Origin of the sequence: Sphingobium sp. B11D3A, from assembly GCF_025961695.1 — a bacterium.
Classification (GTDB): Bacteria; Pseudomonadota; Alphaproteobacteria; order Sphingomonadales; family Sphingomonadaceae; genus Sphingobium.
The window spans coordinates 2057821-2080088 of sequence record NZ_JAOQOE010000001.1 but is presented as its reverse complement, the minus strand read 5'-3'; the positions used below and the strand labels follow the sequence as shown (position 1 = coordinate 2080088).

At 64.9% G+C, this 22268-nt stretch carries 25 protein-coding genes and 1 other RNA gene; 13 read left to right on the top strand and 13 right to left on the bottom strand.

The genetic code is table 11. From position 1 onward, the window contains the following. Positions 1 to 95 precede the first annotated feature (95 nt). The 4 genes from M2332_RS09935 to M2332_RS09920 all read left to right on the top strand — a co-directional run bounded on the left by M2332_RS09935 (position 96) and on the right by M2332_RS09920 (position 3697). Entirely contained in the window at positions 96 to 1166 is a 1071-nt protein-coding gene (locus tag M2332_RS09935) for a hypothetical protein (protein WP_264573914.1), read from the top strand. A gap of 11 nt (positions 1167 to 1177) precedes the next feature. After that, entirely contained in the window at positions 1178 to 1474 is a 297-nt protein-coding gene (locus M2332_RS09930; RefSeq protein WP_264573913.1) for a hypothetical protein, read from the top strand. A 315-nt stretch (positions 1475 to 1789) separates the two neighbouring features. Then, positions 1790 to 2101, top strand: a complete 312-nt coding sequence (locus M2332_RS09925) for a hypothetical protein (protein ID WP_264573912.1) — start codon at positions 1790 to 1792, stop codon at positions 2099 to 2101. Between the two features lie 300 nt (positions 2102 to 2401). Continuing rightward, positions 2402 to 3697, top strand: coding sequence for a YceI family protein (locus tag M2332_RS09920; protein WP_264573911.1), 1296 nt, complete (start codon positions 2402 to 2404; stop codon positions 3695 to 3697). A gap of 39 nt (positions 3698 to 3736) precedes the next feature. Here M2332_RS09920 and M2332_RS09915 read toward each other — a convergent pair whose 3' ends face one another. Further along, positions 3737 to 4216 (bottom strand): SspB family protein, encoded by a 480-nt coding sequence (locus M2332_RS09915; RefSeq protein ID WP_181561177.1) that lies wholly within the window; start codon positions 4214 to 4216, stop codon positions 3737 to 3739. A gap of 109 nt (positions 4217 to 4325) precedes the next feature. On the opposite strand from M2332_RS09915, the gene hisB reads away from it, so the two are divergent. The 7 genes from hisB (at position 4326) to M2332_RS09880 (ending at position 9580) form a co-directional block, all read left to right on the top strand. Further along, positions 4326 to 4919 (top strand): imidazoleglycerol-phosphate dehydratase HisB, encoded by a 594-nt coding sequence (hisB, locus tag M2332_RS09910; RefSeq protein WP_264571726.1) that lies wholly within the window; start codon positions 4326 to 4328, stop codon positions 4917 to 4919. 6 nt (positions 4920 to 4925) lie between these two features. After that, positions 4926 to 5540, top strand: a complete 615-nt coding sequence (gene hisH, locus M2332_RS09905; protein WP_264573910.1) for an imidazole glycerol phosphate synthase subunit HisH — start codon at positions 4926 to 4928, stop codon at positions 5538 to 5540. Further along, positions 5537 to 6283, top strand: a complete 747-nt coding sequence (gene hisA / locus M2332_RS09900; protein ID WP_264573909.1) for a 1-(5-phosphoribosyl)-5-[(5-phosphoribosylamino)methylideneamino]imidazole-4-carboxamide isomerase — start codon at positions 5537 to 5539, stop codon at positions 6281 to 6283. Before hisH ends, hisA begins: the two co-directional genes overlap by 4 nt. A 110-nt stretch (positions 6284 to 6393) precedes the next feature. Further along, positions 6394 to 7158: an imidazole glycerol phosphate synthase subunit HisF gene (gene hisF, locus M2332_RS09895; RefSeq protein ID WP_264573908.1), complete on the top strand. Its 765-nt coding sequence runs from the start codon at positions 6394 to 6396 to the stop codon at positions 7156 to 7158. A gap of 60 nt (positions 7159 to 7218) precedes the next feature. Next, positions 7219 to 7533, top strand: a complete 315-nt coding sequence (locus M2332_RS09890) for a phosphoribosyl-ATP diphosphatase (RefSeq protein WP_264573907.1) — start codon at positions 7219 to 7221, stop codon at positions 7531 to 7533. Positions 7534 to 7553: 20 nt separating this feature from the next. Then, positions 7554 to 7931: a histidine triad nucleotide-binding protein gene (locus M2332_RS09885; RefSeq protein ID WP_264573906.1), complete on the top strand. Its 378-nt coding sequence runs from the start codon at positions 7554 to 7556 to the stop codon at positions 7929 to 7931. Positions 7932 to 8056: 125 nt separating this feature from the next. After that, positions 8057 to 9580, top strand: a complete 1524-nt coding sequence (locus M2332_RS09880; RefSeq protein WP_264573905.1) for an amino acid permease — start codon at positions 8057 to 8059, stop codon at positions 9578 to 9580. 32 nt (positions 9581 to 9612) lie between these two features. Here M2332_RS09880 and M2332_RS09875 read toward each other — a convergent pair whose 3' ends face one another. From M2332_RS09875 to M2332_RS09820, 12 genes are all read right to left on the bottom strand, one after another. Next, the gene (locus M2332_RS09875; RefSeq protein WP_181561185.1) at positions 9613 to 9927 is read right to left on the bottom strand and encodes a (2Fe-2S) ferredoxin domain-containing protein; all 315 of its coding nucleotides are present in this window, start codon (positions 9925 to 9927) and stop codon (positions 9613 to 9615) included. Continuing rightward, complete coding sequence (locus tag M2332_RS09870) at positions 9924 to 10463, bottom strand: J domain-containing protein (RefSeq protein WP_264573904.1); 540 nt, start codon at positions 10461 to 10463, stop codon at positions 9924 to 9926. Before M2332_RS09870 ends, M2332_RS09875 begins: the two co-directional genes overlap by 4 nt. 101 nt (positions 10464 to 10564) lie before the next feature. Beyond that, positions 10565 to 10995: RNase P RNA component class A (gene rnpB / locus M2332_RS09865), an RNA gene on the bottom strand. Between the two features lie 78 nt (positions 10996 to 11073). Continuing rightward, entirely contained in the window at positions 11074 to 12849 is a 1776-nt protein-coding gene (locus M2332_RS09860; RefSeq protein WP_264573903.1) for an SLC13 family permease, read from the bottom strand. Positions 12850 to 12980: 131 nt separating this feature from the next. Continuing rightward, the gene (locus M2332_RS09855; RefSeq protein WP_264572348.1) at positions 12981 to 13664 is read right to left on the bottom strand and encodes an N-acetylmuramoyl-L-alanine amidase; all 684 of its coding nucleotides are present in this window, start codon (positions 13662 to 13664) and stop codon (positions 12981 to 12983) included. A gap of 53 nt (positions 13665 to 13717) precedes the next feature. Beyond that, positions 13718 to 14611, bottom strand: a complete 894-nt coding sequence (locus M2332_RS09850) for a CheR family methyltransferase (RefSeq protein ID WP_264573902.1) — start codon at positions 14609 to 14611, stop codon at positions 13718 to 13720. Further along, a complete protein-coding gene (locus M2332_RS09845) occupies positions 14608 to 15696 on the bottom strand; it encodes a chemotaxis protein CheB (protein WP_264573901.1) in 1089 nt (362 codons plus the stop codon). Before M2332_RS09845 ends, M2332_RS09850 begins: the two co-directional genes overlap by 4 nt. Before the next feature lie 19 nt (positions 15697 to 15715). Then, on the bottom strand, positions 15716 to 16081 hold the full coding sequence (locus M2332_RS09840) for a response regulator (protein ID WP_181561191.1): 366 nt from the start codon (positions 16079 to 16081) through the stop codon (positions 15716 to 15718). Between the two features lie 78 nt (positions 16082 to 16159). Continuing rightward, complete coding sequence (locus M2332_RS09835; protein ID WP_264573900.1) at positions 16160 to 16600, bottom strand: chemotaxis protein CheW; 441 nt, start codon at positions 16598 to 16600, stop codon at positions 16160 to 16162. Then, entirely contained in the window at positions 16597 to 19047 is a 2451-nt protein-coding gene (locus M2332_RS09830; protein ID WP_264573899.1) for a chemotaxis protein CheA, read from the bottom strand. Before M2332_RS09830 ends, M2332_RS09835 begins: the two co-directional genes overlap by 4 nt. Before the next feature lie 92 nt (positions 19048 to 19139). After that, the gene (locus tag M2332_RS09825) at positions 19140 to 19793 is read right to left on the bottom strand and encodes a histidine phosphotransferase family protein (RefSeq protein WP_264574939.1); all 654 of its coding nucleotides are present in this window, start codon (positions 19791 to 19793) and stop codon (positions 19140 to 19142) included. A 9-nt stretch (positions 19794 to 19802) separates the two neighbouring features. After that, on the bottom strand, positions 19803 to 20294 hold the full coding sequence (locus tag M2332_RS09820; protein WP_264573898.1) for a M67 family metallopeptidase: 492 nt from the start codon (positions 20292 to 20294) through the stop codon (positions 19803 to 19805). A 22-nt stretch (positions 20295 to 20316) separates the two neighbouring features. Here M2332_RS09820 and M2332_RS09815 point away from each other — a divergent pair, with 22 nt between their 5' ends. Continuing rightward, complete coding sequence (locus tag M2332_RS09815) at positions 20317 to 21264, top strand: RluA family pseudouridine synthase (protein ID WP_413715983.1); 948 nt, start codon at positions 20317 to 20319, stop codon at positions 21262 to 21264. Positions 21265 to 21316: 52 nt separating this feature from the next. After that, the gene (rpoH, locus tag M2332_RS09810; protein ID WP_264573896.1) at positions 21317 to 22225 is read left to right on the top strand and encodes an RNA polymerase sigma factor RpoH; all 909 of its coding nucleotides are present in this window, start codon (positions 21317 to 21319) and stop codon (positions 22223 to 22225) included. Positions 22226 to 22268 lie beyond the last annotated feature (43 nt).

Genomic DNA, 22268 nt, shown 5'->3' with positions numbered 1-22268 from the left:
TTCTTGAAGACCGGGGTAGAAACCGACCAGCTCCCGCTTGACTTGTTGGAAAAATGTTCCTGAAATGTTCTCTCCTCAATGTAGGGGTGCGGCGAATGATCGAGTTATCAGAGGACGAATGGCGTCGTGCCTTTTCGACGTGGTTGCGCACCGGCAAAGTGGCTTCGGTGCCAAAAAACGATGCAATAGAGTGCAAGTTTAATCCGTGGCATGATCCGGAAGATGGCCGGTTCACTTTTGCCGGATCCGGAAATTATCATGGCAGAGGCCGGAGTGGGCCAGCGTCTCGTACGCCAGGAAACGTACGTCGCGGCAATCTCCGTATCGCGCGGACACCGAGACCAGAGACGTCATCTGCCAAGCAACCACAGGGTTTCGGCAAAAGGCCGAACGGGGGCACGGGAAACGAGGCGCAGCCGAGGCCTGCTGGTTCGCCGCGCGAGCAGCCAAATCCCGCCGCCGAGTTTGTCGGCGGTGTCGGTGAAGGTCTTTACGGTGTGGCGAAAGAGACGGTCGTGGGGGTGCGCTCGGTCTTGACGACAAATCCGGTTACGACGGTTCGGAATGCCGGCCGCGGGATCGCCACCATGATCGATACGGCCATAGCGGCGGAGGATACGCCGGCTCATACGCAAATATCACGCGCCGCCGATGCAGTCGCCAATGCGTCGGCGCGCGATATCGGCCGGGCCGCGGGATCGGTCGCCGGCAATACCGCATTGGCAGTCGCGCCCGGCGCGGTGGTTGGCAAGGTTGCGGCGTTACGCCGTCTGCGCGGAACCGTCCCTCGCCCACCTCATGAGCCGCCGCAGATCGGCTGGGTTAAGGAAAACCTCGGTCGCGAAACGCTGGCGAAGCGATATAATGATGCCGCGACGGGTGCTCGGCCCGGTCAGGCGCCCACGTTGATGCGGACGATGCCGGATGGCTCGAGAAGACCGGTCAAGTTTGATGGCGTGCAGGGTGAATATGTGATCGACCGAAAGTTCAGGGTCGTGAACCGCCCCAGGGCGCGTGCCCAGTTATTGCGGCAGTCGGAAGCACTAGCGCATAATCGCGCCACTGGAACTTGGGAAGTGCCCAACGAAGCCGAGCGAATCGCTGCGCTCAAGCTGTTTAAAGAGATGAAGATCACGAACATCAAGGTGAGGGTGGTGAAGCCATGAGTGTGCTAGGGGTGGCGCGGATCATCGCTGATTTCATATTGTTTCTCGATCTCACCGATGATGAGGTTCTTGATCCTGATGCAGCTGTCCTCATGATGGAGGATATGGCGGCGAGGCTTCAAGATTTGGACAAAGCTTTCCTTAGAGAGCTGGTCGACGCATTTCCTGTGATCGCCTCAGAATATAGCGGCGAGGCCCAAAAATTGGTGCTCGACATACCCTATAGCTTCTACCTTGAGGAAACACTTGCTGCGGGCGACCCGGTGAGGCTGGCCGAACTGGAAGCGCTCCGCGACGCGAGGGATTGAACGTCCGGTTTTAGGGCGGGTTGCGCGTCACCTATGCCGACGGCTTTGTGCTTCATCGCGTGCTGAAGGGTGGCTTCCGCAGTTTGGCCTTGCCGGCGAGCGCGACCAACCACGCGAGCGATGTCAGCTTTACGGGCAGGGTCTCAGATGTGTCGGCAAACCGGGCGATCACCAGCTATTGCGCCAGTCGGAGGCTCTAGCGCATAATCGCTCTATCGGAACCTGGGAAGGTCCAAATAAAGCTTAGCGTATTGCTGCGCTCAAGCTGTTTAAAAAAATGAAGATAGGCAACATCAAGGTAAGGGTGGTCAAGCCATGATTGTTGAACAGATCGCCAGAATAGTCGCAGATTTTTTTCTGTTCTTGAATATGACTGATGAGGAATTGCTAGATCTTGATGTGTCTGTCCTCATGATGGAGGATATGGCAGCGAGGCTTCAAGATTTGGACAAAGGTTTTCTTCGAGAGCTGGTCGACGCATTTCCTGTGATCGCCTCAGAATATAGCGGCAAGGCCCACAAATTGGTGCTCGACATACCCAATAGCTTCTATCTTGAGGAAACGCTTGCCGCCGGCGACCCAGTGAGGCTGGCCGAACTGGAAGCGCTCCGCGACGCGAGGGATTGAACGTCCGATTTTAGGCGGCGGTCGTGTCACGCACCTTTCGAAGCCGCCCTATGACGCGCGATCAATAGAAACTTCTCGGTGATTTGAGTGCCCATCTTTTTCGTCTGTGGCAGGATTTTTCCCTAACGGCGGGTGTTGTGCCGTCGCCCCGGTCTGGCGGCTGCTCCGACTTCCTTGTCTTTTGAGCGCTTACCCTCGCCGAAGCGGTACGCCGCTCGCCTGCGCGCTTGCTAAGCGCCTGTCCGGCTGGCAGGTTCGGCGGCACTCTATTCGACTGGGTGTTGGGGGAACGCGACGGACATGAGCCTGCATCAATCGCCTGCGCGCTATTCGCTTGCCGCGATTATTCTGCACTGGTCGCTTGCCGCTTTGCTGCTCTTTCAGGTGTCGCTGGGATGGCGCCTGGAGGATCTGACCGGCCTGCCGCAGTTCGCGGCCTATCAGCTTCACAAGACGATCGGCATCAGCATCCTGCTGCTCAGCGTGGCGCGCCTGGTGATCCGGCTGCTGGTGCCCCGGCCCCGCCCGCTCAACACGAGCCTGCTGCTTGCTGCCCTCGCCGGCGGTGTCCATGCCCTGTTCTATGTGGTGATGATCCTCGGACCGCTCACGGGCTGGATCATCGTCTCGACCTCGGCGATCAAGGTGCCGACACTGCTGTTCGGCGTCATTCCATGGCCGCATCTGCCGGTGAGCGCTGCCCTGCACGACCCGGCGGAAGCCGTGCACAGCCTGCTTGGCTGGCTCCTGGCCGGGCTGGTGATTCTGCATGTCGCGGGAGCACTGCGGCACCACTTTTTGCGCAAGGATATTCTTGGCCGCATGGTGCCTAGTGCCTTGAGCAGACGGGGCGCGCTCAATGTGGTGGCCGGTCTCGCGATTGCGGGCGCGCTAACGGCCTTTGCACTGGCCTGGGTGCTGCCGTTCGGCGGCAAGGCCCCGGCGCAAGCGGAAGCCGGTCTTGCGGGCTCAAACGTGGCGGTCGCGGATAACGCGGGTGACCCTGCTGTCAACGCCAGCAACGCAGCCGAAGACGCGCTGGCGGCCAATCAGGCTGCGGCGCCAGCGGACGAGCCAGCCAAGGACGAGGCGCAGAAGGCCGTCGCCTGGACGGTGCAGCGCGGCGGCACGCTCAATTTCCGCACGGCCTATTCCGGCTCCGACATCGAAGGCGGCTTTGCACGCTGGGATGCCGACATTTTGTTCAGCCCGGATGATCTGCCCGCTTCGCGCATCGCCGTGACGGTCGATCTGGCGTCGGTCGACAGTGCCGACAGCCAGCGTGACGACATGCTGCGCGGTGACGAGTTCTTCGGCGTGGCGGCGCATCCGCGCGCGACGTTCCGGGCAACGCGCATCACGCATCGCGATGGCAATCGCTACCGCGCGACGGGCACGCTCTCGCTCAACGGGCAGCAAAAGCCAGTGACGCTCGATTTCACGCTGGATATCGACGGAATGGTTGCCCGCGCCCGCGGCTCCACGCGCATCGACCGCACGGCCTTCGGCGTTGGAACCGGAGAATGGTCCGACACCGGTACGATTCCGGATGCCGTAACGATCAGCTTCAATTTTCAGGCAAAGCGGGCGGAGTAAGCGGGAATAGGACGTGCGCGGGTCCCGCTCGCGTGGCCCTTACTTCTTCTTTCCGAAGTCTACCGTCACCACGTTGGAGCCGTCTTCGGCCTGGGCGACCGGCGTATCGTTTTCCGCCATCTCCATGGTTTCGACGGCCTCGCCGCTCTCCATCACCTGGAATTCCAGCGAGAAGTTGACGGCCGGGTCCACGAAGAAGCGCAGCGCCGCGAACGGAATCACCAGGTGCGCCGGCACCTGATTGAAGGTGAGGCCGACCTCGAAGCTGGTATCGGTAACCTTGAGATCCCAGAATTTATGCTGCAGCACGATGGTCATCTCGTCCGGGAAGCGCTCGGCCAGCCAGGTGGGAATGCTCACCCCCGGCGCCTGCGTCTTGAACGTGATGTAGAAATGATGATTGCCCGGCAGGACGCCCGTCAGCGCAATATCCTGCAAAACGCGCCCGGGAATCGCGCGCAGCGCCTCCTGCACGATTTCGTCATAGGGAATCAGGCTGTCTGCTGGCTCTTCCGTCATGGCCACAGTCCTAGCGCGGGGGGCTCGCCGGTCAAGCACAGAGCGTTACAGCCGTTAACGGTCGAGAAGCGCATTGCATGGTCCGCCGCGCGCGTTATAGGCCGCAGCCATGCGTAGCGCGGAGATCAGGCGGAAAACCGGCGAGACCGATATCGAGGTGCGCGTCAATCTCGATGGGTCCGGCACTTATTCCATTTCGACCGGCATCGGGTTTCTTGACCATATGCTCGAGCAGCTCTCGCGCCATTCGCTCATCGATCTCACAGTGAAGGCGGTCGGCGATCTGCATATCGACCAGCACCACACCACCGAAGATACCGGTATCGCGGTCGGCGAGGCGATCGCCAAGGCGCTCGGGGACAAGCGCGGGATCGCCCGTTATGGCGAGGCGCACGCGCCGATGGACGAGACGCTGACCCGCGTCGCGCTCGACATTTCCGGTCGCCCCTGGCTGGTCTGGAAGGTGGAGATCCCCATGCACCGGCTGGGTGAGTGGGACACCGAGCTGATCGAGCACTGGTTCCAGAGCTTCGCGCAGTCGGCGGGGATCACCCTGCATGTTGAGAACCTTTATGGCAGCAACAATCACCACATCGTGGAAAGCTGCTTCAAGGCGCTCGCCCGCGCGCTGCGGCAGGCGGTGGAGATCGATCCGCGCAAAAGCGATGCGATCCCCTCCACCAAGGGCACGTTGGGCGGCTGACAGTCCATGACCATCGCGCTCATCGATTATGGCGCGGGGAACCTCCACTCCGTGCACAATGCGCTCCGGGCCGCCGGGGCGCATGGCGTTGTCATTACGGCCGATGCCGAGGTGGTGCGCCGGGCCGACCGCATCGTCCTGCCGGGCGTGGGCGCCTTTCGCGCCTGCATCGAGCCGTTGCGCGCGCTGCCGGGCATGATCGAGGCGATGCACGAGGCGGTGTTCGCGGTCGGTCGGCCGTTCCTCGGCATTTGCGTAGGGATGCAGCTGCTGGCCGATGCCGGCGAGGAATTCGGGCGGCATGAGGGGCTGGGCTGGATCCCCGGCACGGTGCGGCGCATCGAGCGCGACGATCCGGCGATCAAGATCCCGCATATGGGCTGGAATGATGTGGTCGGCGCGCGCGCCCATCCGCTGGTCGAACCGGGCGAGGCCTATTTCCTGCACAGCTATCATTTCGAGGCGGCGGAGGCGGCGCATGTCGTCGCCACCACCGACCATGGCGGACCGCTGGTGGCGGCGGTCGGCAAGGACAATATTTTGGGCGTTCAGTTCCATCCGGAAAAGAGCCAGGCTTATGGCCTTGCGACCCTCGCCCGTTTTCTGGAGTGGGCGCCATGAGTGATATTCCGCCGTTCATCGTTTTTCCAGCCATCGATCTCAAGGGCGGGCAGGTCGTCCGCTTGGCCGAGGGCGATATGGACCGGGCGACCGTCTATGGCGATGATCCCGCCGCGCAGGCGCTCATCTGGGCCGAGCAGGGCTCGGATTTCCTGCATGTGGTCGATCTGGATGGCAGCTTTGCCGGCCATGCCGTCAATGGCGCCGCGATTGCGTCGATCGTCCAGGCCTTCCCCGGCCATGTCCAGCTTGGCGGCGGCATCCGCGATCCGCAGGCCGTGCAGGGCTGGTTCGCGCTCGGTGTGTCGCGTGTCGTCATCGGCACGGCGGCGCTCAAGAACCCGCAATTCGTCAAGGATATGGCGGCGGATTATCCCGGCGGCATCGTCGTCGCGGTGGACGCGCGCGAGGGCATGATCGCGACCGACGGCTGGGCTGAGAAATCGGATATGCCGGTCGTCGATCTCGCCCGCCGCTTCGAGGATGCCGGGGTTGCTTCGCTGCTGTTCACCGATGTGGGCCGCGATGGCCTGCTCAAGGGCGTGAACATCGATGCGACGGTCGAACTGGCGCGCGCCGTGGACATTCCCGTGATCGCCAGCGGCGGCGTGGCGGATATCTCGGACATCCGCGTGCTCAGCCTCCATGCTGGCGATGGCATCGAGGGCGTGGTGACCGGCCGGGCGCTTTACGACGGTCGTCTCGATCTGCGCGCCGCCATTGCGGTGGCGAATGCGGGATGATGATTGCGCTTCCACACCCCGTTCGTGTCGAGCGAAGTCGAGACACGGCCAGCACTGTCCTCGCGCGTCTCGACTTCGCTCGACGCGAACGGGTGTAGGGGCGTAAATCCATGACCGTCCGCACCCGCATCATCCCCTGTCTCGATGTTGCCAATGGCCGTGTGGTCAAGGGCGTGAACTTCGTCGATCTGCGCGATGCCGGTGATCCGGTGGAGCAGGCGAAGGTCTATGATGCTGCCGGCGCGGACGAATTGTGCTTCCTTGATATCACCGCCAGCCACGAGGATCGCGGCACGCTGCTCGATATCGTCGCGCGCACGGCGGAAGTCTGCTTCATGCCGCTCACCGTCGGCGGTGGCGTGCGCAGCGCGGAGGATGCACGCGCGCTCCTGCTTGCCGGCGCGGACAAGGTCGCCGTGAACAGCGCCGCCGTGTCGCGTCCCGAGGTGGTGAGCGAGATTGCAGATCGGTTCGGCAGCCAGTGCATCGTGGCCTCCGTCGATGCCCGGCGGGTCGGTGAGGGCCGCTGGGAAATCTTCACCCATGGCGGCCGCCGTGCCACCGGAATCGACGCGCTTGCTCACGCGGCGCGGCTTGCAGAGCTTGGCGCGGGCGAATTGCTCGTCACCTCCATGGATGGCGATGGCACGAAGCAGGGCTATGACCTTGCGCTCACCCGCGCCATTGCCGATACCGTCACCGTGCCGGTCATCGCCAGCGGGGGCGTCGGCACGCTCGATCATCTGGTCGAGGGCGTGATGCAGGGCCATGCCAGCGCGGTTCTGGCGGCCTCCATCTTCCACTTCGGCCAGCACAGCGTGCGTGAGGCGCGGGCGGCATTGGCCGCTGCGGGCATTCCCGTCCGCCATCTCTGAGCGCGGCGTCAGCCGGAAAAGCCATTGACGCCCGGCGGCGCAGCGGCAAGGACAAGCGCCATGGACAGCCTCTTCCGCCTCGAACAGACCATCCTCGCCCGGCGCGAGGCCGATCCCGACAGCTCCTATGTTGCCCGCCTGCGCGCCAAGGGGCTTGGCAAGATGGCGCAGAAATTCGGAGAGGAAGCCGTCGAGACGGTGATCGCCGCGCTGAGTGAGGACAAGGCGGCCCTGACCGGCGAAGCGGCCGACCTCATGTTCCACCTGCTCGTCCTGCTCGCCGAGCGTGGCGTTACCCTTGCCGATGTCTGCGCCGAGCTGGACCGGCGCGAGGGCGTTTCTGGGCTGGATGAGAAAGCCAACCGTCCGAAATGACCGTCTTTCCGGAGTGAGCCATGGCGATCGACCCGACCCTTCCCTATGACGAAAACAACATCTTCGCGAAGATCCTGCGCGGCGAGATTCCTTGCAACAAGGTGTTCGAGGACGATCACGTCCTCGCCTTTCACGACATCGCCCCGCAGGCGCCGACGCACATTCTCGTGATTCCCAAGGGCGCCTATGTGAGCTGGGATGATTTCTCGGCCCGTGCAAGTGAGGGCGAGATCGCGGCATTCGTGCGCGCGGTCGGCGTGATTGCCCGCGAGGCGGGGCTGGTGGAGCCGGGCTATCGCCTGCTCGCCAATGTCGGCGCGCATGGCGGGCAGGAAGTGCCGCATCTGCACGTTCATCTGTTCGGCGGACGCGCGCTGGGGCCGATGCTGGCGCGCTGAGCGCGGTTTGCCTGCCCGCGACGCCTTCCCCTGTCGCAAGCCCCTTGCGCGTCGCCGATAAGCCTATAGGCTTGGCGGTCAGTTCAGGGGGAGCGGCTGCAGCCGCGCTGTATAGAGAGACGCGCATGATCTTTGGCCGCATCAAGCCACTCGACGCCATTCTCGCCACTGCCGAAAAGAAATCACTGCACCGATCGCTCGGGGCCTTCCAGCTGACCATGCTGGGTGTGGGCGCCGTGATCGGCACCGGCATTTTCGTGCTCACGGCGGAAGCGGCGCAGAAGGCGGGGCCGGGCATGATGCTCTCCTTCGTCATCGCCGGCTTCGTCTGTGCCGTGGCGGCGCTCTGCTATTCGGAAATGGCCTCGATGGTCCCGGTTTCGGGATCGGCCTACACGTATAGCTATGCGGTGATGGGCGAGCTGATCGCCTGGATGGTCGGCTGGGCCTTGATCCTCGAATATGCCGTGGCGGCGGGGGCAGTCTCGGTCGGCTGGTCCGGCTATGTCGTCGGCCTGCTGGAACATGCGCTGGGCATCGACATTCCCAACATGCTGGTGCGCGGGCCGTTCGATGGCGGTCTGGTCAATCTGCCGGCCATGGGCATCGCCCTATTGGTCACCTGGCTGCTGGTCATCGGCACGCGTGAGAGCGCGATGGTCAATGCCGTGCTCGTGGTGATCAAGGTCGCGGCACTCACCTTGTTCATCGTGCTGGCGCTGCCAGTGATGAACATGGAGCAGTTCTCGCCGTTTGCGCCTTTGGGCTTCGGCGGCATCGGCGCGGCGGCGGCGTCGATCTTCTTTGCCTATGTGGGCTTCGATGCGGTCTCCACCGCGGCGGAGGAAACCAAGAATCCCCAGCGCAACATGCCGATCGGCCTCATTGGCTCGCTCACCATCTGCACGATTTTCTACCTGTTGGTTGCTGCCGGGGTTGTCGGCACGGTGGGCTCGCAGCCTTTGATGGGCCCGGCCGGGGAAGCGCTGGCGCCGGGCAGCAAGGCGCTGGCCGATCAGTGCGCGGCCATCGGCGATCAGGCAGTGGTCTGCTCGAAAGAAGCGTTGGCCTGGACGATGCGGGAGATCGGCTGGCCGCAGATCGGCAACCTCATCGGTTTGGCTGCTGGTCTTGCCCTGCCGTCGGTCATCCTCATGATGATGTTCGGCCAGACGCGCATCTTCTTCGTCATGAGCCGGGACGGGCTGCTGCCGGCGGTGTTCTCCAAGGTCCACCCCAAGTTCCACACGCCGCATGTCATCACGATCATCACCGGCGTTTTCGTGGCCCTGTTCGCGGCCTTCTTCCCGGTCGGCATTCTCGCCGACATTTCCAATTCCGGCACGCTGTTCGCCTTTGCCGCCGTCTCCATCGCCGTGCTCGTGCTGAGGCGGACGGACCCGACGCGCAAGCGGCCGTTCCGTACGCCGGCCATCGCCATCACCGCGCCGGTCGCGATCCTCGGCTGCATCTACCTCTTCTTCAAACTCGGTATCGAGACGAAGCTGATGTTCGTGGCCTGGGCTGTAGTCGGTCTCGTCGTCTATTTCGCCTATAGCCGCTCGCGCAGCCATGTCGGGCGCGGCACCGTCGAGGTGCCTGAGGCCGATCCCGACGCGCCGCCGCAGCCCGTGCCGCCCATCGACTGACGGCACCGGTCAGCCGCGCCGCATCGATCATCTCAGGATTTGTTGCGCAGCCCCAAATCGTGCGCGAGAACATCCAGATTGGCGCCGGGGTGGATGATCAGCCATCGGTCCGGCTTGCTGGTGTCGACCACCGTCACCGCGCGCTTGGGGCAGATGTCGAGGCAGCCGACCTCGAGAATGCCGGCACCGGCCTTGCGACCCTTGCCGAGCTGCAGATGCTTGCGCAGGGCCTTGCCGAGGGTCTTGTTCCCCTCCGGCCCGAAGCCGCCGCCCTTGATCTTCTTCTCGCATTTGCGACAAACCAGCACCGCGTTAGACCAGCGACTGCGGACCTGACGGGCGCTCATGGCGCGGGCTTCCAGCTCTTGCGCTCCTCGGCCACGCGCAGCACGTCATAGGCGGCCTGGATAGCCTGAAAGCGCGTGGCGGCGTCGGCATCGTCGGGCCGCACATCGGGGTGGCATTCCTTGGCGAGTGCGCGCCAGCTCCGCTTCACCGCCTCGAAATCGGCATCGCTCTCCAGCCCCAGCACATCGAGCGCGCGCATCTCGTCGCGCGAGCGGGTGCCATCGCCGGGGCCGGCCCATTGATTATGGGCGCTGGTCCGATAGCCGGAGGCATCGCGCTGCTCATTGTGCATGCGCTCGTTGCGCTCTTCCTCGTCCAATCCCGCGAAATAATCCCAGCCCTTGTTATATTCAGCGGCATGAGCCTGGCAGAAATACCAGCGGTCCGGGCTGTTGGGGGATTTGGGCGCGGGGCAGTTGCCGGGCTGGTCGCAGCCATGCCGGTCGCACAGCCGAACGGCCTGCGCTTCCCGCGCCGAGCCATAGCTGCGCCAGCGGGGAAAGCCCCAGTCATTGTTCCGTCCGCTTCTGGCCATCCGATCTCACTTAGTGCGGGTTCGTAGTGAAATCCACCGTAGCGCGGTGAAAATGCGGGCATCGCGACGGTCGCGCCATTGCCCTGCAGGCGATCAGCAAAAATGCCAGGCGGTCTGTAAGCCGGGTTCTGTCCACCGCCGCCGTATCCCGTAAAGGGACGCGCATGCGGATGGGCGACCATTCCTCTAGGGCCATGCTCTCGCAGGGCCTCAAGCAACCAACCCGGGCGATCTCGGCCGAAACAAGCCTAGCAGGCCCGAAGACCTGCGCGCCGCCCCTATTCGGTCTTGCTCCCGGTGGGGTTTACCGTGCCGTCCGCCGTTGCCGGGGACGCGGTGCGCTCTTACCGCACCCTTTCACTGTTCACGCGGCCGAAGCCCAAGCCCGAAGGCGCACGTGACCTGCTCTCTGTTGCACTGTCCCTAACTCCCGCGAGGAGAGCCGCCGGACGTTATCCGGCACCGTTGTTTCGTGGAGCCCGGACTTTCCTCGCCGGACGCAAGCGCCCGCCGCGGCCGCCCGACCGCCTGGCGAACGGGGCTATAGCGGCGCGGGGGAGGGGAGTCACGCACGAGGCGATTCTTTCCAGCTTCCCCGGTCCTCGCTCCCTTACTGCAGTGGCCAGGTCCAGATGATGAGCGGCGTGCCGATGAGCACCACCAGCAGCGAGAGCGGCGCGCCCAGGCGGGCGTAGTCGCTGAAGCGGTAGCCGCCGGGGCCGAGGACCAGCGTGTTGCACTGGTGGCCGATGGGCGTGAGGAAGTCGCAGCCCGCTCCCACGGCGGTGGCGATGAGGAAGGCTTCCGGCCGGTAGCCCAAGTCATGCGCGAAGACGCCGGCGATGGGGGCCATCACCAGCACCGTCGCGGCATTGTTGAGGAACGGCGTCACGGCCATGGCCGCGACCAGAATGAGCGCGACGGCGCCCCAGGGGGGCAGGGCGGCGGCGACATGAGCGAGATTGGTGGCGATGACATCAGACGCGCCGGTGCTCCGGATGCTGTCGCTGACCGGGATGAGCGCGGCGAGCATGATGAGGATGGGCCACTCGACCGCATCATAGGCTTCCCGCACCGGCAGCGCGCCGCTGATGACTGTGAGCGCGGCGGCAGCGAAGAAGGCGATGGCCACCGGCACATAGCCGCTCGCCGTGGCGGTCATCGCAACCGCGAGGATGAGCAGCGGCAGCCAGCCGCGATGTGACTTGCCCAGCTTGACGCCCCGCTCCGCCAGCGGCAGCGCGCCGAGATCGCGCAGCCGCGCCGGCAGCAGGCCGAGGGGCCCCTGCAGCACGATGACATCGCCCGCACGCAGGCTGATCTCGCCCAGCTTGCGCCCGAGCATCTGCCCGGCGCGCGAGACGGCGATGAGATTAACGCCATAACGTTGCTGGAGGAGCAGCCGCTCCGCGCTCTGCCCGACCAGCGGGGACTCGGCCGTCACGACTGCCTCGGTGACGCCGATCTCGTCCCCTTCGCTGCCTTCGGGCAAATCGCGCGTCTCGCCGTCCAGCTCCAGCGCGTCGCGGGCGATGACCCGCTCCAGCGCATCCGGCTCGCCGTAGAGAATCAGCACGTCGCCTTCCTGCAGTCGCGCATTGCCCTGCGTCGAGAGCGGACGCCGGCCGCGCAGACGGCTGGTGATCTGCACCTCATGGTCGTGGCGCTTGAGGAAGGCGGCGATCGTCTCGCCGTCGGGCGGCGTGTCCTCGCGCACGGTTGCTTCGGTGACATAGCCGGAGATGTCCATGGCATCGCCCATGGTCGCCGCGCCGCGACGATCGCGCGGGAGCAGTCGGTAGCCGAAACGCAGGAACAGCAGGCCCACGATAAACAGGCCAAACCCGGTCGGGAAATAATCGAACATGCCAAAGGGCTCGCCGGTCATCTCCGTGCGCACGCGGCTGACGATGATGTTCGGCGAGGTGCCGACCAGCGTCATCAGCCCGCCCAGCAGCGAGGCGAAGGCCATGGGCATGAGGAAGACCGAGGGACTGGCGTTGTTGCGCTTGGCCATCTGGAAGGCGGCGGGCATCAGCATGGCAAGCGCGCCGACATTCTTGACCAGCGCCGAGGCCGTGCCGACCGTGGCGGTAAGCAGCAGCAGTTGCGAGCGGACATGGCGCACGCGGCCCGCGACGAATTTGAGCCCCACCTCGATCGCGCCGGAGCGCTGCACGGCGGCCGAAAGCACCAGCGCCGAGCCGACGATGATGACGATATCGTCCGAGAAGCCGGAGAAGGCGTCGGCCGGATCGACAATGCCGATCAGGACCGCGAAGAGCAGAACGATGACTGCCGTGACGTCATAGCGGAAGCGCCCCCAGAGGAAGAGCACCATCATGCCGGCAAGCGTGGCGATAGAGAGCCATTGCGGCCCGGTCATCGCATTCTCCCCCCAAGCCCGTCGCGGCGCTGCGCGACCACCCTCGCTGTCATCATCCCCGCCAAACGCCCGAAATGGATTTCAGTGTGCGGGCACTGAAAAATATTCCGGTCCGTCTTGTCCGATCGCGCTCAGTCGTCGCCGCGGGGCCTTGGCAGCAGCAGCGCGAGCAGGATGGCGCGGCATTCCCCGTCGATCACGCCGTCGATCAATTCCGGCCGGAAACGGCGCTGGAACGCCGTCACCGCGGCTTCCGGCTCGGCGATATCATAGCCGAATCGCTCGAGCGCGAGCATAAAGGCGCCGTCGCTCCAGAGTGGGTCCATGAGATTGCGGGTCGGGCGCGGCAGGGCGAGGCGCAGCCGGGCGAGCTTGCTCCAGGGGAACAACTCGCCGGGGTCCTGCTTGCGTGCGGGCGCCACATCGCTGTGGCCGACGACATTGCCGCGCGTGATGCGGTGGCGCTGCATGATGTCGTGGACGAGCGGGATCAGCGCATCGATCTGCGCCTGCGGGAAGGGCCGATAGCCCCATTCATGGCCGGGATTGACGATCTCGATGCCGATGCTCGCGGAATTGACGTCGGTGATGCCGCGCCACCACGCCCGTCCGGCGTGCCAGGCGCGCTTGGTCTCGTCGACCATGCGGACCACCTTGCCCTCCTCCGTGACGACATAATGGGCGGAGACCTTGCTATCCGGATTGGCCATCCAGTTGATCGCGCTCTGGGCGTCCGGCATCCCCGTATAGTGCAGGACGAGGATGGACACCGGGAGCGTTCGGTCGTCAAAATTGGGTGACGGCGTCTCGATCATGCAGAACTGGGCCACTTTCCTTGCGCATGCCGGCATGTTGCCGGGCGGTGCGGTCAGCCCTGTCCTAGCTCAATGGCGGGTGCGGAGGAAGCGCCGCCTGCAGGCAGCATCATGCGCGGTTGATCGGGCCGGGCTTCACGGGCCTGATACAGGCAGCTGAGGCCCCGGCAGGCCGAAAAGCCGGACTCGGCACAGGCCATTTCGCCCGCCCCGAGCGCGAGATAGCCGCCGGGCCGAACCCGGCCCGACAGCGTTTTCCATGCCCGGCGGCGCCTCTCTTCGGAAAAGTAGAAGAGCACGTTGCGGCACAGAATGAGATCGAATGGGCCTGCGCCATGAACGGGGTCGAGGAGATTGTCCTGCTGGAACACGATCATCTGCTGAAGCTCGCCGGCAATCTGCCATTCGTTATCGACAGGATGGAACCAGCGCAGCAATTCGCTGATCGGCAGGCCGCGCTGCATGTCCATCTGCGAAAACCGTCCGCGCTTTGCCTTGGCGATCGCGAGGGCCGATACGTCCGTGGCGTGGATGCTGACCGTGCAATCGGCCAGCGCGGCCGAGCGGTGGACGATCATGGCCAGCGAATAGGCTTCCTGCCCGGTCGAGCACCCGCCGCACCAGATGCGCAGTCGCCGATCCGCGCGCGTCCGGGCGAGTGCGGGCAGGACGCTGTTTTCGATCGCGTGGAAGACGCTCACATCCCGGAAGAACGAGCTTTCGTGATTGAGCAGCGCGTCGATCACTTCGGCCTGTAGGAGCCCGTGAGGCGCCCGTTCGATCGCGTTCACGAGCTCTTCCAGCGTGCTCAGCCCGTGTGCGCGCAACAGCGGTCGCAGCGACGTTTCGATGCGCCATCGCCTCGCTTCCGAGAGCGTCTGCCCGGTCTCCCGGTGGAGCAATTCGGCGAGGCGACAGGCGGCGTTGGAAACTGGCTGCATGGTCATGCGCCTGCATGCCATTGCTGCAGGATCAACTCGGCGATCTGAGCGGGGGGCAGAATGGCACTGGCGAGACCTCCCTTCACGACCGAACCGGGCATGCCCCATACCGCGCTCGACTGGTGGTCCTGCGCGATCAGCCAGCCGTCCGCGCCGACAATGGCTTGCGCGCCAGCCAGTCCGTCGCGTCCCATGCCGGAGAGGATGACGCCACAGGCGCCGCGTCCGTAAAAGCGCGCCAGGGCGGTGAACATCGGGTCGACCGCCGGGAAGCTTTCATGCAGGCAGCGCTGGGTGCTCAATCGCACCAATATTTGCCCGCGCGCTCCTTTGCCGAGCGAAAGATGGGCAGTGCCGGGTGCCAGATGGATGGTGCCCGGCTGCACTGGCATGGCCTGTTCCGCCAGAACCACGGGCAGATGTGTGGCGCGGCGGAGCTGTTCTGCCAGCAGCGGCTGGAAGCTGGCAGGCAGATGCTGGGTGATGAAGATGGGAAAGGCCGGGTTGTCCTCAAGGCCCTTGATGACGGAGAGAATCGCGCTGATCCCGCCGGTCGATCCGCCGATGGCCACGGCGCGCACGAGCGTGCCTGGTGGCCGCAGGCGTGCGCTCGCCTCATCGAATCGTTCCGGCGTGCGGCTACGTTCAGCCGCTGGCGCCAGATGGGCCAGGCGATCGAGCAGATGCTCGACGAATTGCGGGCTGAAATGGCCGGCGCTGGGCTTGGCCACGACATCACCGGCACCCAAAGCCAACGCCTGCAAGGCGACCTCGCTGCCCTCGCTGCACGAGCCGCTGAGCAGCACCACCTGCCGGCGCTGATCGGGGCCAAGCAAGTGGGGGAGCACCTGCAGGCCGTCGAGCTCGGGCATGTCGATATCGAGAAGCACCAGGTCCACCGACTTTCTGGCCACGAAAGCCAGAGCCTGCTTTCCGCTGGCGACCGTCCCGACCACGCGGAAGCGCGGATCTTCGCCCAGCACCCGACCCAGCACGCGGCGGACGACCAGCGAATCATCGACGATCAGCACATCGATGCGCGAACCATCGGTTCCGGAGCTGGCATCGGACAGGAGGGCAGCGCACGCCATTCCCGGCGCTCCCGAGCCCCTAGAGAACCCCGACGATCTGGAGCTTGCTCTCCAGCGTGTCGCGATCGAAGGGCTTCATGACATATTCGTCGGCACCGGCATCGACGGCGGCGCGGATATGGTCCACGCCATTCTCGGTGGTGCAGAAGATCACCTTGGGCGGATGGGCGAAATTGCGGCGGGAGAGTTCCTTGAGGAATTCCAGGCCGCTCATCACCGGCATGTTCCAGTCGAGCAGCACCACGTCCGGCACCTGCCCTTCGCACATGTCGAGCGCTTCACGTCCGTCCTGCGCTTCGTGAACGTCGAGATCGAGGGATTCCAGAATGTGGCGTGCCACCTTTCGGATCACCTTGGAGTCATCGACAATGAGGCAGTTCGGCATGAGTCGCGACCCCTGATACTTGCTTGGCTACGTAACCTACGGGCAGAGCGTGTCATTTTGGTAAATTCGTTAAATATCTCACGCGGCCAGCGCGCCAGACGGGGCGTTGGTGAAATCGGCGAGCGTGAGCAGAAGATGGCTGCGGCCATCATAATCGACGAGGCCGGAAACGAATGGCCGCCACGCAGGATCGATGCGGCCGCGCAATGGCTGCACGCCGCCCTGCGCCTGGCAGATATCGGTCACGGCATCGATGAGGAAACCATAGCTGTGCCCGGCAATGTCCGCGACGATCGCCAGCGGTGCGGTCTGTGCATCCCCCGCCTTGCCAAAGATGCGCGATTGCAGATCGATTACCGTGAGCACACGGCTGCGCAGCGCCGCGAGCCCGCGCACGTGCGCAGGCGCCAAGGGCACGGGGACGATATCCCCCAGCCGCACCACGGCTTCGATGGCACAGGCACGCACGGAAATCGGGGCGCCCGCGATGGATGCGAACAGGAACAGCGAGTCGGTCATGCGGCCTTCCGTGCGAAGCTGGAAATCGCCGCCATCAGCCCGGCGCGATCATAGCGGTAGATGGAGGGGGGCGCATTGGGGTCGGCCGGCAATTGCGGCTGCTCCCGCAGGGCAAGCACCGGAACGCCCATGAGCGCCGGGGCATGTCCGCTTCCACATAGCACAACATCGGGCGGCGCGTCGCCTGCGGCGCCCAGAACGACGTCATAGCCGGCCTGAACGAGCAGCGGCGCCAGGATGTTGCGCATCCACGGGTCTTCGACATCGGCGATCATGCAGCGCACGGCCTGCGCGGCAGCGTCAGAGGCCGGGCGGGCCGCGACCTCCTCAAACAGGGTGAACGGATCGACCAGCTCCAGTTGCTGCTCGCCAACCAGCACCAGGCCGGCGATCCGTCCCCGGCCGATCGGCACTTCCAGCCGGGCGGGGATTTCCAGGATGTCGAGCACCTCTTCGATGAGGAAGATGAGCAGATCGCGCCCATCGTGCAGGCGCATGGCCTTTAGCACACCGGTCTCATCCGGGCGGACATTGAGCGCCGGCAGCAGGCGCTCCTCGATCCGCGCGAATGCCCGTCCCTCGGAGCGCCCGATCTGCGTACAGTCCAGTTCCTCGACGCGCTCGACGATGGGCAGCGGCATCAGCCGTTCCACGCCATCCCGGTCGCGATAGAAGAGCACCTGCAAGGTATCGATGGCCTCGGTCGGTTCCTGGCTGTGATGATCCCGCCGCGCCTTGTCGGCATCGACCACGGGCAATTGCGCGATCTGGAAGAGCCCGGTGGCGTCGAGCAGCAGCATTGGCTGGCCGTTGTCGGGGAGCGTCATGCCCGCAAATGCCCCGGCGGATGCGATCACCGGTGAGGCCGGGCGAATGACCAGCTCCTCATTGCTGTCGACGGTTTCGACACCCAGCACATAATTTTGCCCGGCCGAGGAGCGAATGACCATCAAGGTCCGCGGCCCGTTCGCTTCGGCCTGACGGGCAAGGCCCAGCACGTCCTCAAGCGTCACAACCGGATGACGCTCGCCGCGAATGGTCGCGATGCGTCCGCCGGCGACCTCCTCGATCGAGACCATGTTGCTGTTTTCGTGAATGAGTTCCACGACATTGCCACGCGGCATGGCGAAGGTCTGCCCGCCGCACCGCACGATCAGGCCCGGAATGATGGTCAGTGTCAGGGGCACGCGCATGGTGATCACCGTGCCGTCGCCAGGCGTCGTGGTGATGTCGATCACGCCGCCGATCTGCTCGATATTGGCCCGCACGACATCCATGCCGACGCCACGCCCGGAGATGGAGGTCACCTCCCGCGCCGTGCTGAGGCCGGGCAGGAAGATCAGGTTCAGCTTCTCGGCGTCGCTCATCCCGGCCGCCTCGGCAGCGGTGACAAGTCCGGCCGCGACCGCCCGATCGACCAGGGCGGCCCGGTCCATGCCGCGCCCGTCGTCGGCCACCTCGATGACGATCTGGTTGCCCGATTGCCGGGCGACGATGTTCAGCCGCCCGACGTCCGGCTTGCGGGCGGCGATGCGGTCTGCCGGCAACTCAAGACCGTGATCGAGGGCGTTGCGGACGATGTGGGTGAGCGGGTCGGCGACCATCTCGATCATTTCGCGGTCCATCTCGACATCGCCGCCGTCGAGAGTCACGGTGACCTTCTTGCCCAGTTCGCGGCTGAGGTCGCGCACCATGCGCGGGATGGCCGCATACAGGCGGTCGACCCGCTGCATGCGCGTCTTGCTGATCATGTCGCGCAGGTCCGCGACATTGGTCGACATCCGCTCGAAGCTGCTCTCCACATCCGGCGCGACGCCATGGTCACGCATCCGGCGCGCCAGATCGTTGCGGGCGAGCACCATGTCGGAGATGCCGTTCATCAGCTGATCGATGAGCGCCAACGGCAGCCGAATCGTGCGCGGGGCTTTGTCGCGCGGCGGGGCGGTCGGTTGCTGCGGGCTGGGCATCGCGGGAGCGGGTGTCTCTAGCGAGTCCGCGCGCTGCGCGGGCGGTTCGTGGGGCGGGGCCGGCATCGTTGCGGCACGCGCGGCGATCGGGTGAAAGAGCTCGAAGCCGCCGGATCGGAGTGACAGGGCATCCAGCAGCCCGTCATCATCGGCTTCATCCGGGACGGGCTCGCCGCCCAGACCACGCGCCAGCGCGCCGATTCGGTCCATAACCGCCAGCACAGCCGTGACGGTGGCGGGATCGGCCAGCCGTTCGCCGCGCCGGATGGCTGCCAGCACGTCCTCGGCGCCATGCGCCAGCCGCTCGAAACGGGGCAGGTTCAGGAAGCCGCAGCTTCCCTTGACGGTGTGGAAAAACCGGAAAAACGCGTCGAGGCGAGACTTGTCGGTCGGGTCCGCTTCCCACGCGACGACTTCGCCGGAGAGGACCTCCAGCGTTTCAAGAGTTTCCGCAATGAACTCCCCGATGATCTCGTCCATGCCGCCGCCTGTGGTTAACGCGGCGACACCTTTGGGGCCAAGTCGTGAAAGCCCGGTTAAGACCTGCCGGTCGGGCTCTCACACAGGCGGGATCAAGCCGGCAGGCGCGCGCCGAACAGCAGGTGGGGCTCGTCGGCGCCGGAGATCATCAGTTCGCCGCCGGCTTCGGTCGCCACCGTGCGGATCATCACGGCTGCGGCCGTGCGGGTGGTCAGATCGCCATGCCCTTCCAGCCCGGCACGAATGGCGGGGTCGAAGGTGATGCGTGCGCCTTCGCCGCGCACCGCAATCTCGGTCGTTCCGCCCTGTTGCTCCGCGCCGATCGCGATCACGCCGCCGCGCGGCAGGGCTTCGCCGGTCAACAGCACCAGATTGAGCAGCAGCTTGGCGGCCGGCTTGGAGAGGCTGTCCCCGGCAATCATCCAGTCGAGCGAGATCTTGCCGCCGGGCGGAAACATGCCTTCCACGGCAGAGCGGATTTCGTGCACGGGAATGGCCTCGCCATATCCGCCCCCGGCTCCGAAGGCCAAGCGGAAGAATTTGAGCTTGCCGGCCGTCGTCCGGGCACTGTCCGCCAGCAGCGTGAGGCATTGCTCGCGCATTCGCGGGTCGGTCTCATCGGCAAGCAGTTCGATGCCGTTGTTGAGCGCGCCGACGGGGCTGAGCAGATCATGGCACAGGCGAGAGCAGAGCAGGCTGGCGAAATCGATGGAGTCGGACGCGGTGGATTTGACCAAGACGGGGATATCCTCTCTTCAGGCGATGGCCGTGCCCTCATGGCGCTGCGGGCGCGCGGGTGCAAGCCGCCCATGCGGCGAACCGACCAGTTCGACGGGATCGAAAACGCCATGGATGCGGCCTGACGCGACAACCTGCCAGGCCAGAAGGTCGCCGCGCGCGTCGACGAGCAGCCAGATCTCGCCCGCCGCCCCCGCCATGGCCGCATCGACCGCCGAGGGGACGGCCTCGCCATGGGGATGCGAATGATAATGGCCGACAATAGCCGGTCCGCCCTGCCGCGCCTCGCGATGCGCGGCGATGAGCACGGCCGGATCGACCTCGAAGCGGTGCTCGGGCTGGTTTGCGACATTGGCGGCAGCGCGAAGTTCGGTGATGGTGATGGTCGTCCCGCCGTCCGCGCCGGCCAAGCGCTGGCCCATCAGTAGGCCGCAGCATTCCAGCGGGGCGGCAGCCTTCGCCTGCGCGCGGATCGCATCGCGCAACGGTCTTGATATGTGCACGGCCATCCCCAGATATTAGGCCGTGGAAATGGGGGTTACCAGCATTACGGCGCTGATCACGCAGGCCGAGCACGGCATGAGACTGGACCGCGCGCTTGCGAGCGTGCTGCCAGCCCTGTCGCGCGAGCGCGTGAAGGCGCTGATCCTGGCAGGGCAAGTGACCGGGCCGGACGGTCGCCCGGCGGCTGATCCGGCCTATAAGGTGAAGGCCGACATGGCCTTTGCCGTAGAGATTCCGGAGGCGATCCCCGCCGAGGCGCAACCGCAGGCGATCGATCTGGTGATCGCTCATGAGGATGCGCATCTGATCGTGGTGGACAAGCCGGCTGGCATGGTGGTGCATCCCGCCGCCGGCAATCCGGATGGCACGCTGGTCAATGCCTTGCTCCACCATTGCGCCGGGCAGCTCTCCGGCATTGGCGGGGTCGCGCGGCCCGGCATCGTCCACCGCATCGACAAGGATACCTCCGGTCTGCTCGTCGTCGCCAAGACCGATCAGGCACATGAGGGGCTGGCCCGCCAGTTCAAGGATCACAGTATCGACCGGCGCTATCTCGCCATCGTGCAGGGGCGGCCTACGCCGCCTTCCGGCAAAGTCGATCAGTGGATCGGCCGTTCGGATGCGGATCGCAAGAAGATGGCGGTGCAGCGCGAGGGGCGCGGCAAGCACGCCATCACCCATTATCGCACGCTCGAGCGACTGGACCGGGCGGCGCTGATCGAATGCCGGCTGGAGACGGGACGGACCCATCAGGTGCGCGTGCATATGGCCCATCTCGGTCATCCCCTGCTGGGCGATCCTGTCTATGCCCGTGGCGGCATCCACAAGGCGCTGCTCGCTGAACTCGGTTTTCATCGTCAGGCGCTTCATGCGGCCCGGTTGGGCTTCATCCACCCGGTCACAAGCCAGCCTCTCAGCTTTGAAAGCCCGATTACGGATGACATGCAGCAACTGTTCAGCCATCTTTGCGTATAAGGATGAGCGCGATGCCCCTTCTTGTTTGCGCGCTCCAGAAGGATGAAGTTTCGTGAGTAACGGCAGTAATCTCCCTGCAACGATCCCTGCGCTTGGCGGCGATGCGAGCCTGAACCGCTATCTGTCGGAGATTCGCAAGTTCCCGCTCCTCAAGCCCGAGGAGGAGTATATGCTCGCCAAGCGCTATCAGGAGCATGGCGATCCGGAGGCTGCGGCGCGGCTGGTGACGAGCCATCTGCGACTCGTGGCGAAGATCGCCATGGGCTATCGCGGCTATGGCCTGCCCGTCTCCGAGCTGATCTCCGAGGGCAATATCGGGCTGATGCAGGGCGTGAAGAAATTCGAACCGGACCGGGGCTTCCGCCTCGCCACCTATGCGATGTGGTGGATTCGCGCGTCGATCCAGGAATTCATCCTGCGCTCGTGGAGCCTCGTGAAGATCGGCACCACGGCGGCGCAGAAGAAGCTGTTCTTCAACCTGCGGCGCATGAAGAACCAGATCGAAGCCTTCGAGGATGGCGATCTGCGCCCCGAGGATGTGACGAAGATCGCGACCGATCTCGGTGTCTCGGAAGATGACGTCATTTCCATGAACCGCCGCATGGCCATGGGCGGCGACACATCCCTCAACGTCTCGATGAACGATGACGGCGAAGGGCAGTGGCAGGACTGGCTGGCGGACGAGGGGCCGTTGCAGGATGAGCGGATTGCCGACGCGCAGGAAAGCGACGTGCGGCACGACATGCTGCTCGATGCATTGGACGACCTCAATGACCGCGAACGGCATATCCTGCAGGAGCGGCGCCTTGCGGAGGAGCCCAAGACGCTCGAGGAGCTGAGCCAGGTCTATGGCGTCAGTCGCGAGCGCGTCCGCCAGATCGAGGTTCGTGCGTTCGAGAAACTGCAGCGCGCCATGTTGCGAATCGCCGGTGAAAAGCGCCTGATGACGGTGGCCGGCTGACGAGTCTGCGGGTTGCGCTCATCGCGATAGGCGAAGAGGGCAG

Coding starts and splice junctions, on each gene's coding strand:
- M2332_RS09935 (WP_264573914.1), top strand. CDS start 96: ATGATCGAGTTATCAGAGGACGAATGGCGTCGTGCCTTTTCGACGTGG.
- M2332_RS09925 (WP_264573912.1), top strand. CDS start 1,790: ATGATTGTTGAACAGATCGCCAGAATAGTCGCAGATTTTTTTCTGTTC.
- M2332_RS09920 (WP_264573911.1), top strand. CDS start 2,402: ATGAGCCTGCATCAATCGCCTGCGCGCTATTCGCTTGCCGCGATTATT.
- M2332_RS09915 (WP_181561177.1), bottom strand. CDS start 4,216: ATGACGGAAGAGCCAGCAGACAGCCTGATTCCCTATGACGAAATCGTG.
- hisB (WP_264571726.1), top strand. CDS start 4,326: ATGCGTAGCGCGGAGATCAGGCGGAAAACCGGCGAGACCGATATCGAG.
- hisH (WP_264573910.1), top strand. CDS start 4,926: ATGACCATCGCGCTCATCGATTATGGCGCGGGGAACCTCCACTCCGTG.
- hisA (WP_264573909.1), top strand. CDS start 5,537: ATGAGTGATATTCCGCCGTTCATCGTTTTTCCAGCCATCGATCTCAAG.
- hisF (WP_264573908.1), top strand. CDS start 6,394: ATGACCGTCCGCACCCGCATCATCCCCTGTCTCGATGTTGCCAATGGC.
- M2332_RS09890 (WP_264573907.1), top strand. CDS start 7,219: ATGGACAGCCTCTTCCGCCTCGAACAGACCATCCTCGCCCGGCGCGAG.
- M2332_RS09885 (WP_264573906.1), top strand. CDS start 7,554: ATGGCGATCGACCCGACCCTTCCCTATGACGAAAACAACATCTTCGCG.
- M2332_RS09880 (WP_264573905.1), top strand. CDS start 8,057: ATGATCTTTGGCCGCATCAAGCCACTCGACGCCATTCTCGCCACTGCC.
- M2332_RS09875 (WP_181561185.1), bottom strand. CDS start 9,927: ATGAGCGCCCGTCAGGTCCGCAGTCGCTGGTCTAACGCGGTGCTGGTT.
- M2332_RS09870 (WP_264573904.1), bottom strand. CDS start 10,463: ATGGCCAGAAGCGGACGGAACAATGACTGGGGCTTTCCCCGCTGGCGC.
- M2332_RS09860 (WP_264573903.1), bottom strand. CDS start 12,849: ATGACCGGGCCGCAATGGCTCTCTATCGCCACGCTTGCCGGCATGATG.
- M2332_RS09855 (WP_264572348.1), bottom strand. CDS start 13,664: ATGATCGAGACGCCGTCACCCAATTTTGACGACCGAACGCTCCCGGTG.
- M2332_RS09850 (WP_264573902.1), bottom strand. CDS start 14,611: ATGACCATGCAGCCAGTTTCCAACGCCGCCTGTCGCCTCGCCGAATTG.
- M2332_RS09845 (WP_264573901.1), bottom strand. CDS start 15,696: ATGGCGTGCGCTGCCCTCCTGTCCGATGCCAGCTCCGGAACCGATGGT.
- M2332_RS09840 (WP_181561191.1), bottom strand. CDS start 16,081: ATGCCGAACTGCCTCATTGTCGATGACTCCAAGGTGATCCGAAAGGTG.
- M2332_RS09835 (WP_264573900.1), bottom strand. CDS start 16,600: ATGACCGACTCGCTGTTCCTGTTCGCATCCATCGCGGGCGCCCCGATT.
- M2332_RS09830 (WP_264573899.1), bottom strand. CDS start 19,047: ATGGACGAGATCATCGGGGAGTTCATTGCGGAAACTCTTGAAACGCTG.
- M2332_RS09820 (WP_264573898.1), bottom strand. CDS start 20,294: ATGGCCGTGCACATATCAAGACCGTTGCGCGATGCGATCCGCGCGCAG.
- M2332_RS09815 (WP_413715983.1), top strand. CDS start 20,317: ATGGGGGTTACCAGCATTACGGCGCTGATCACGCAGGCCGAGCACGGC.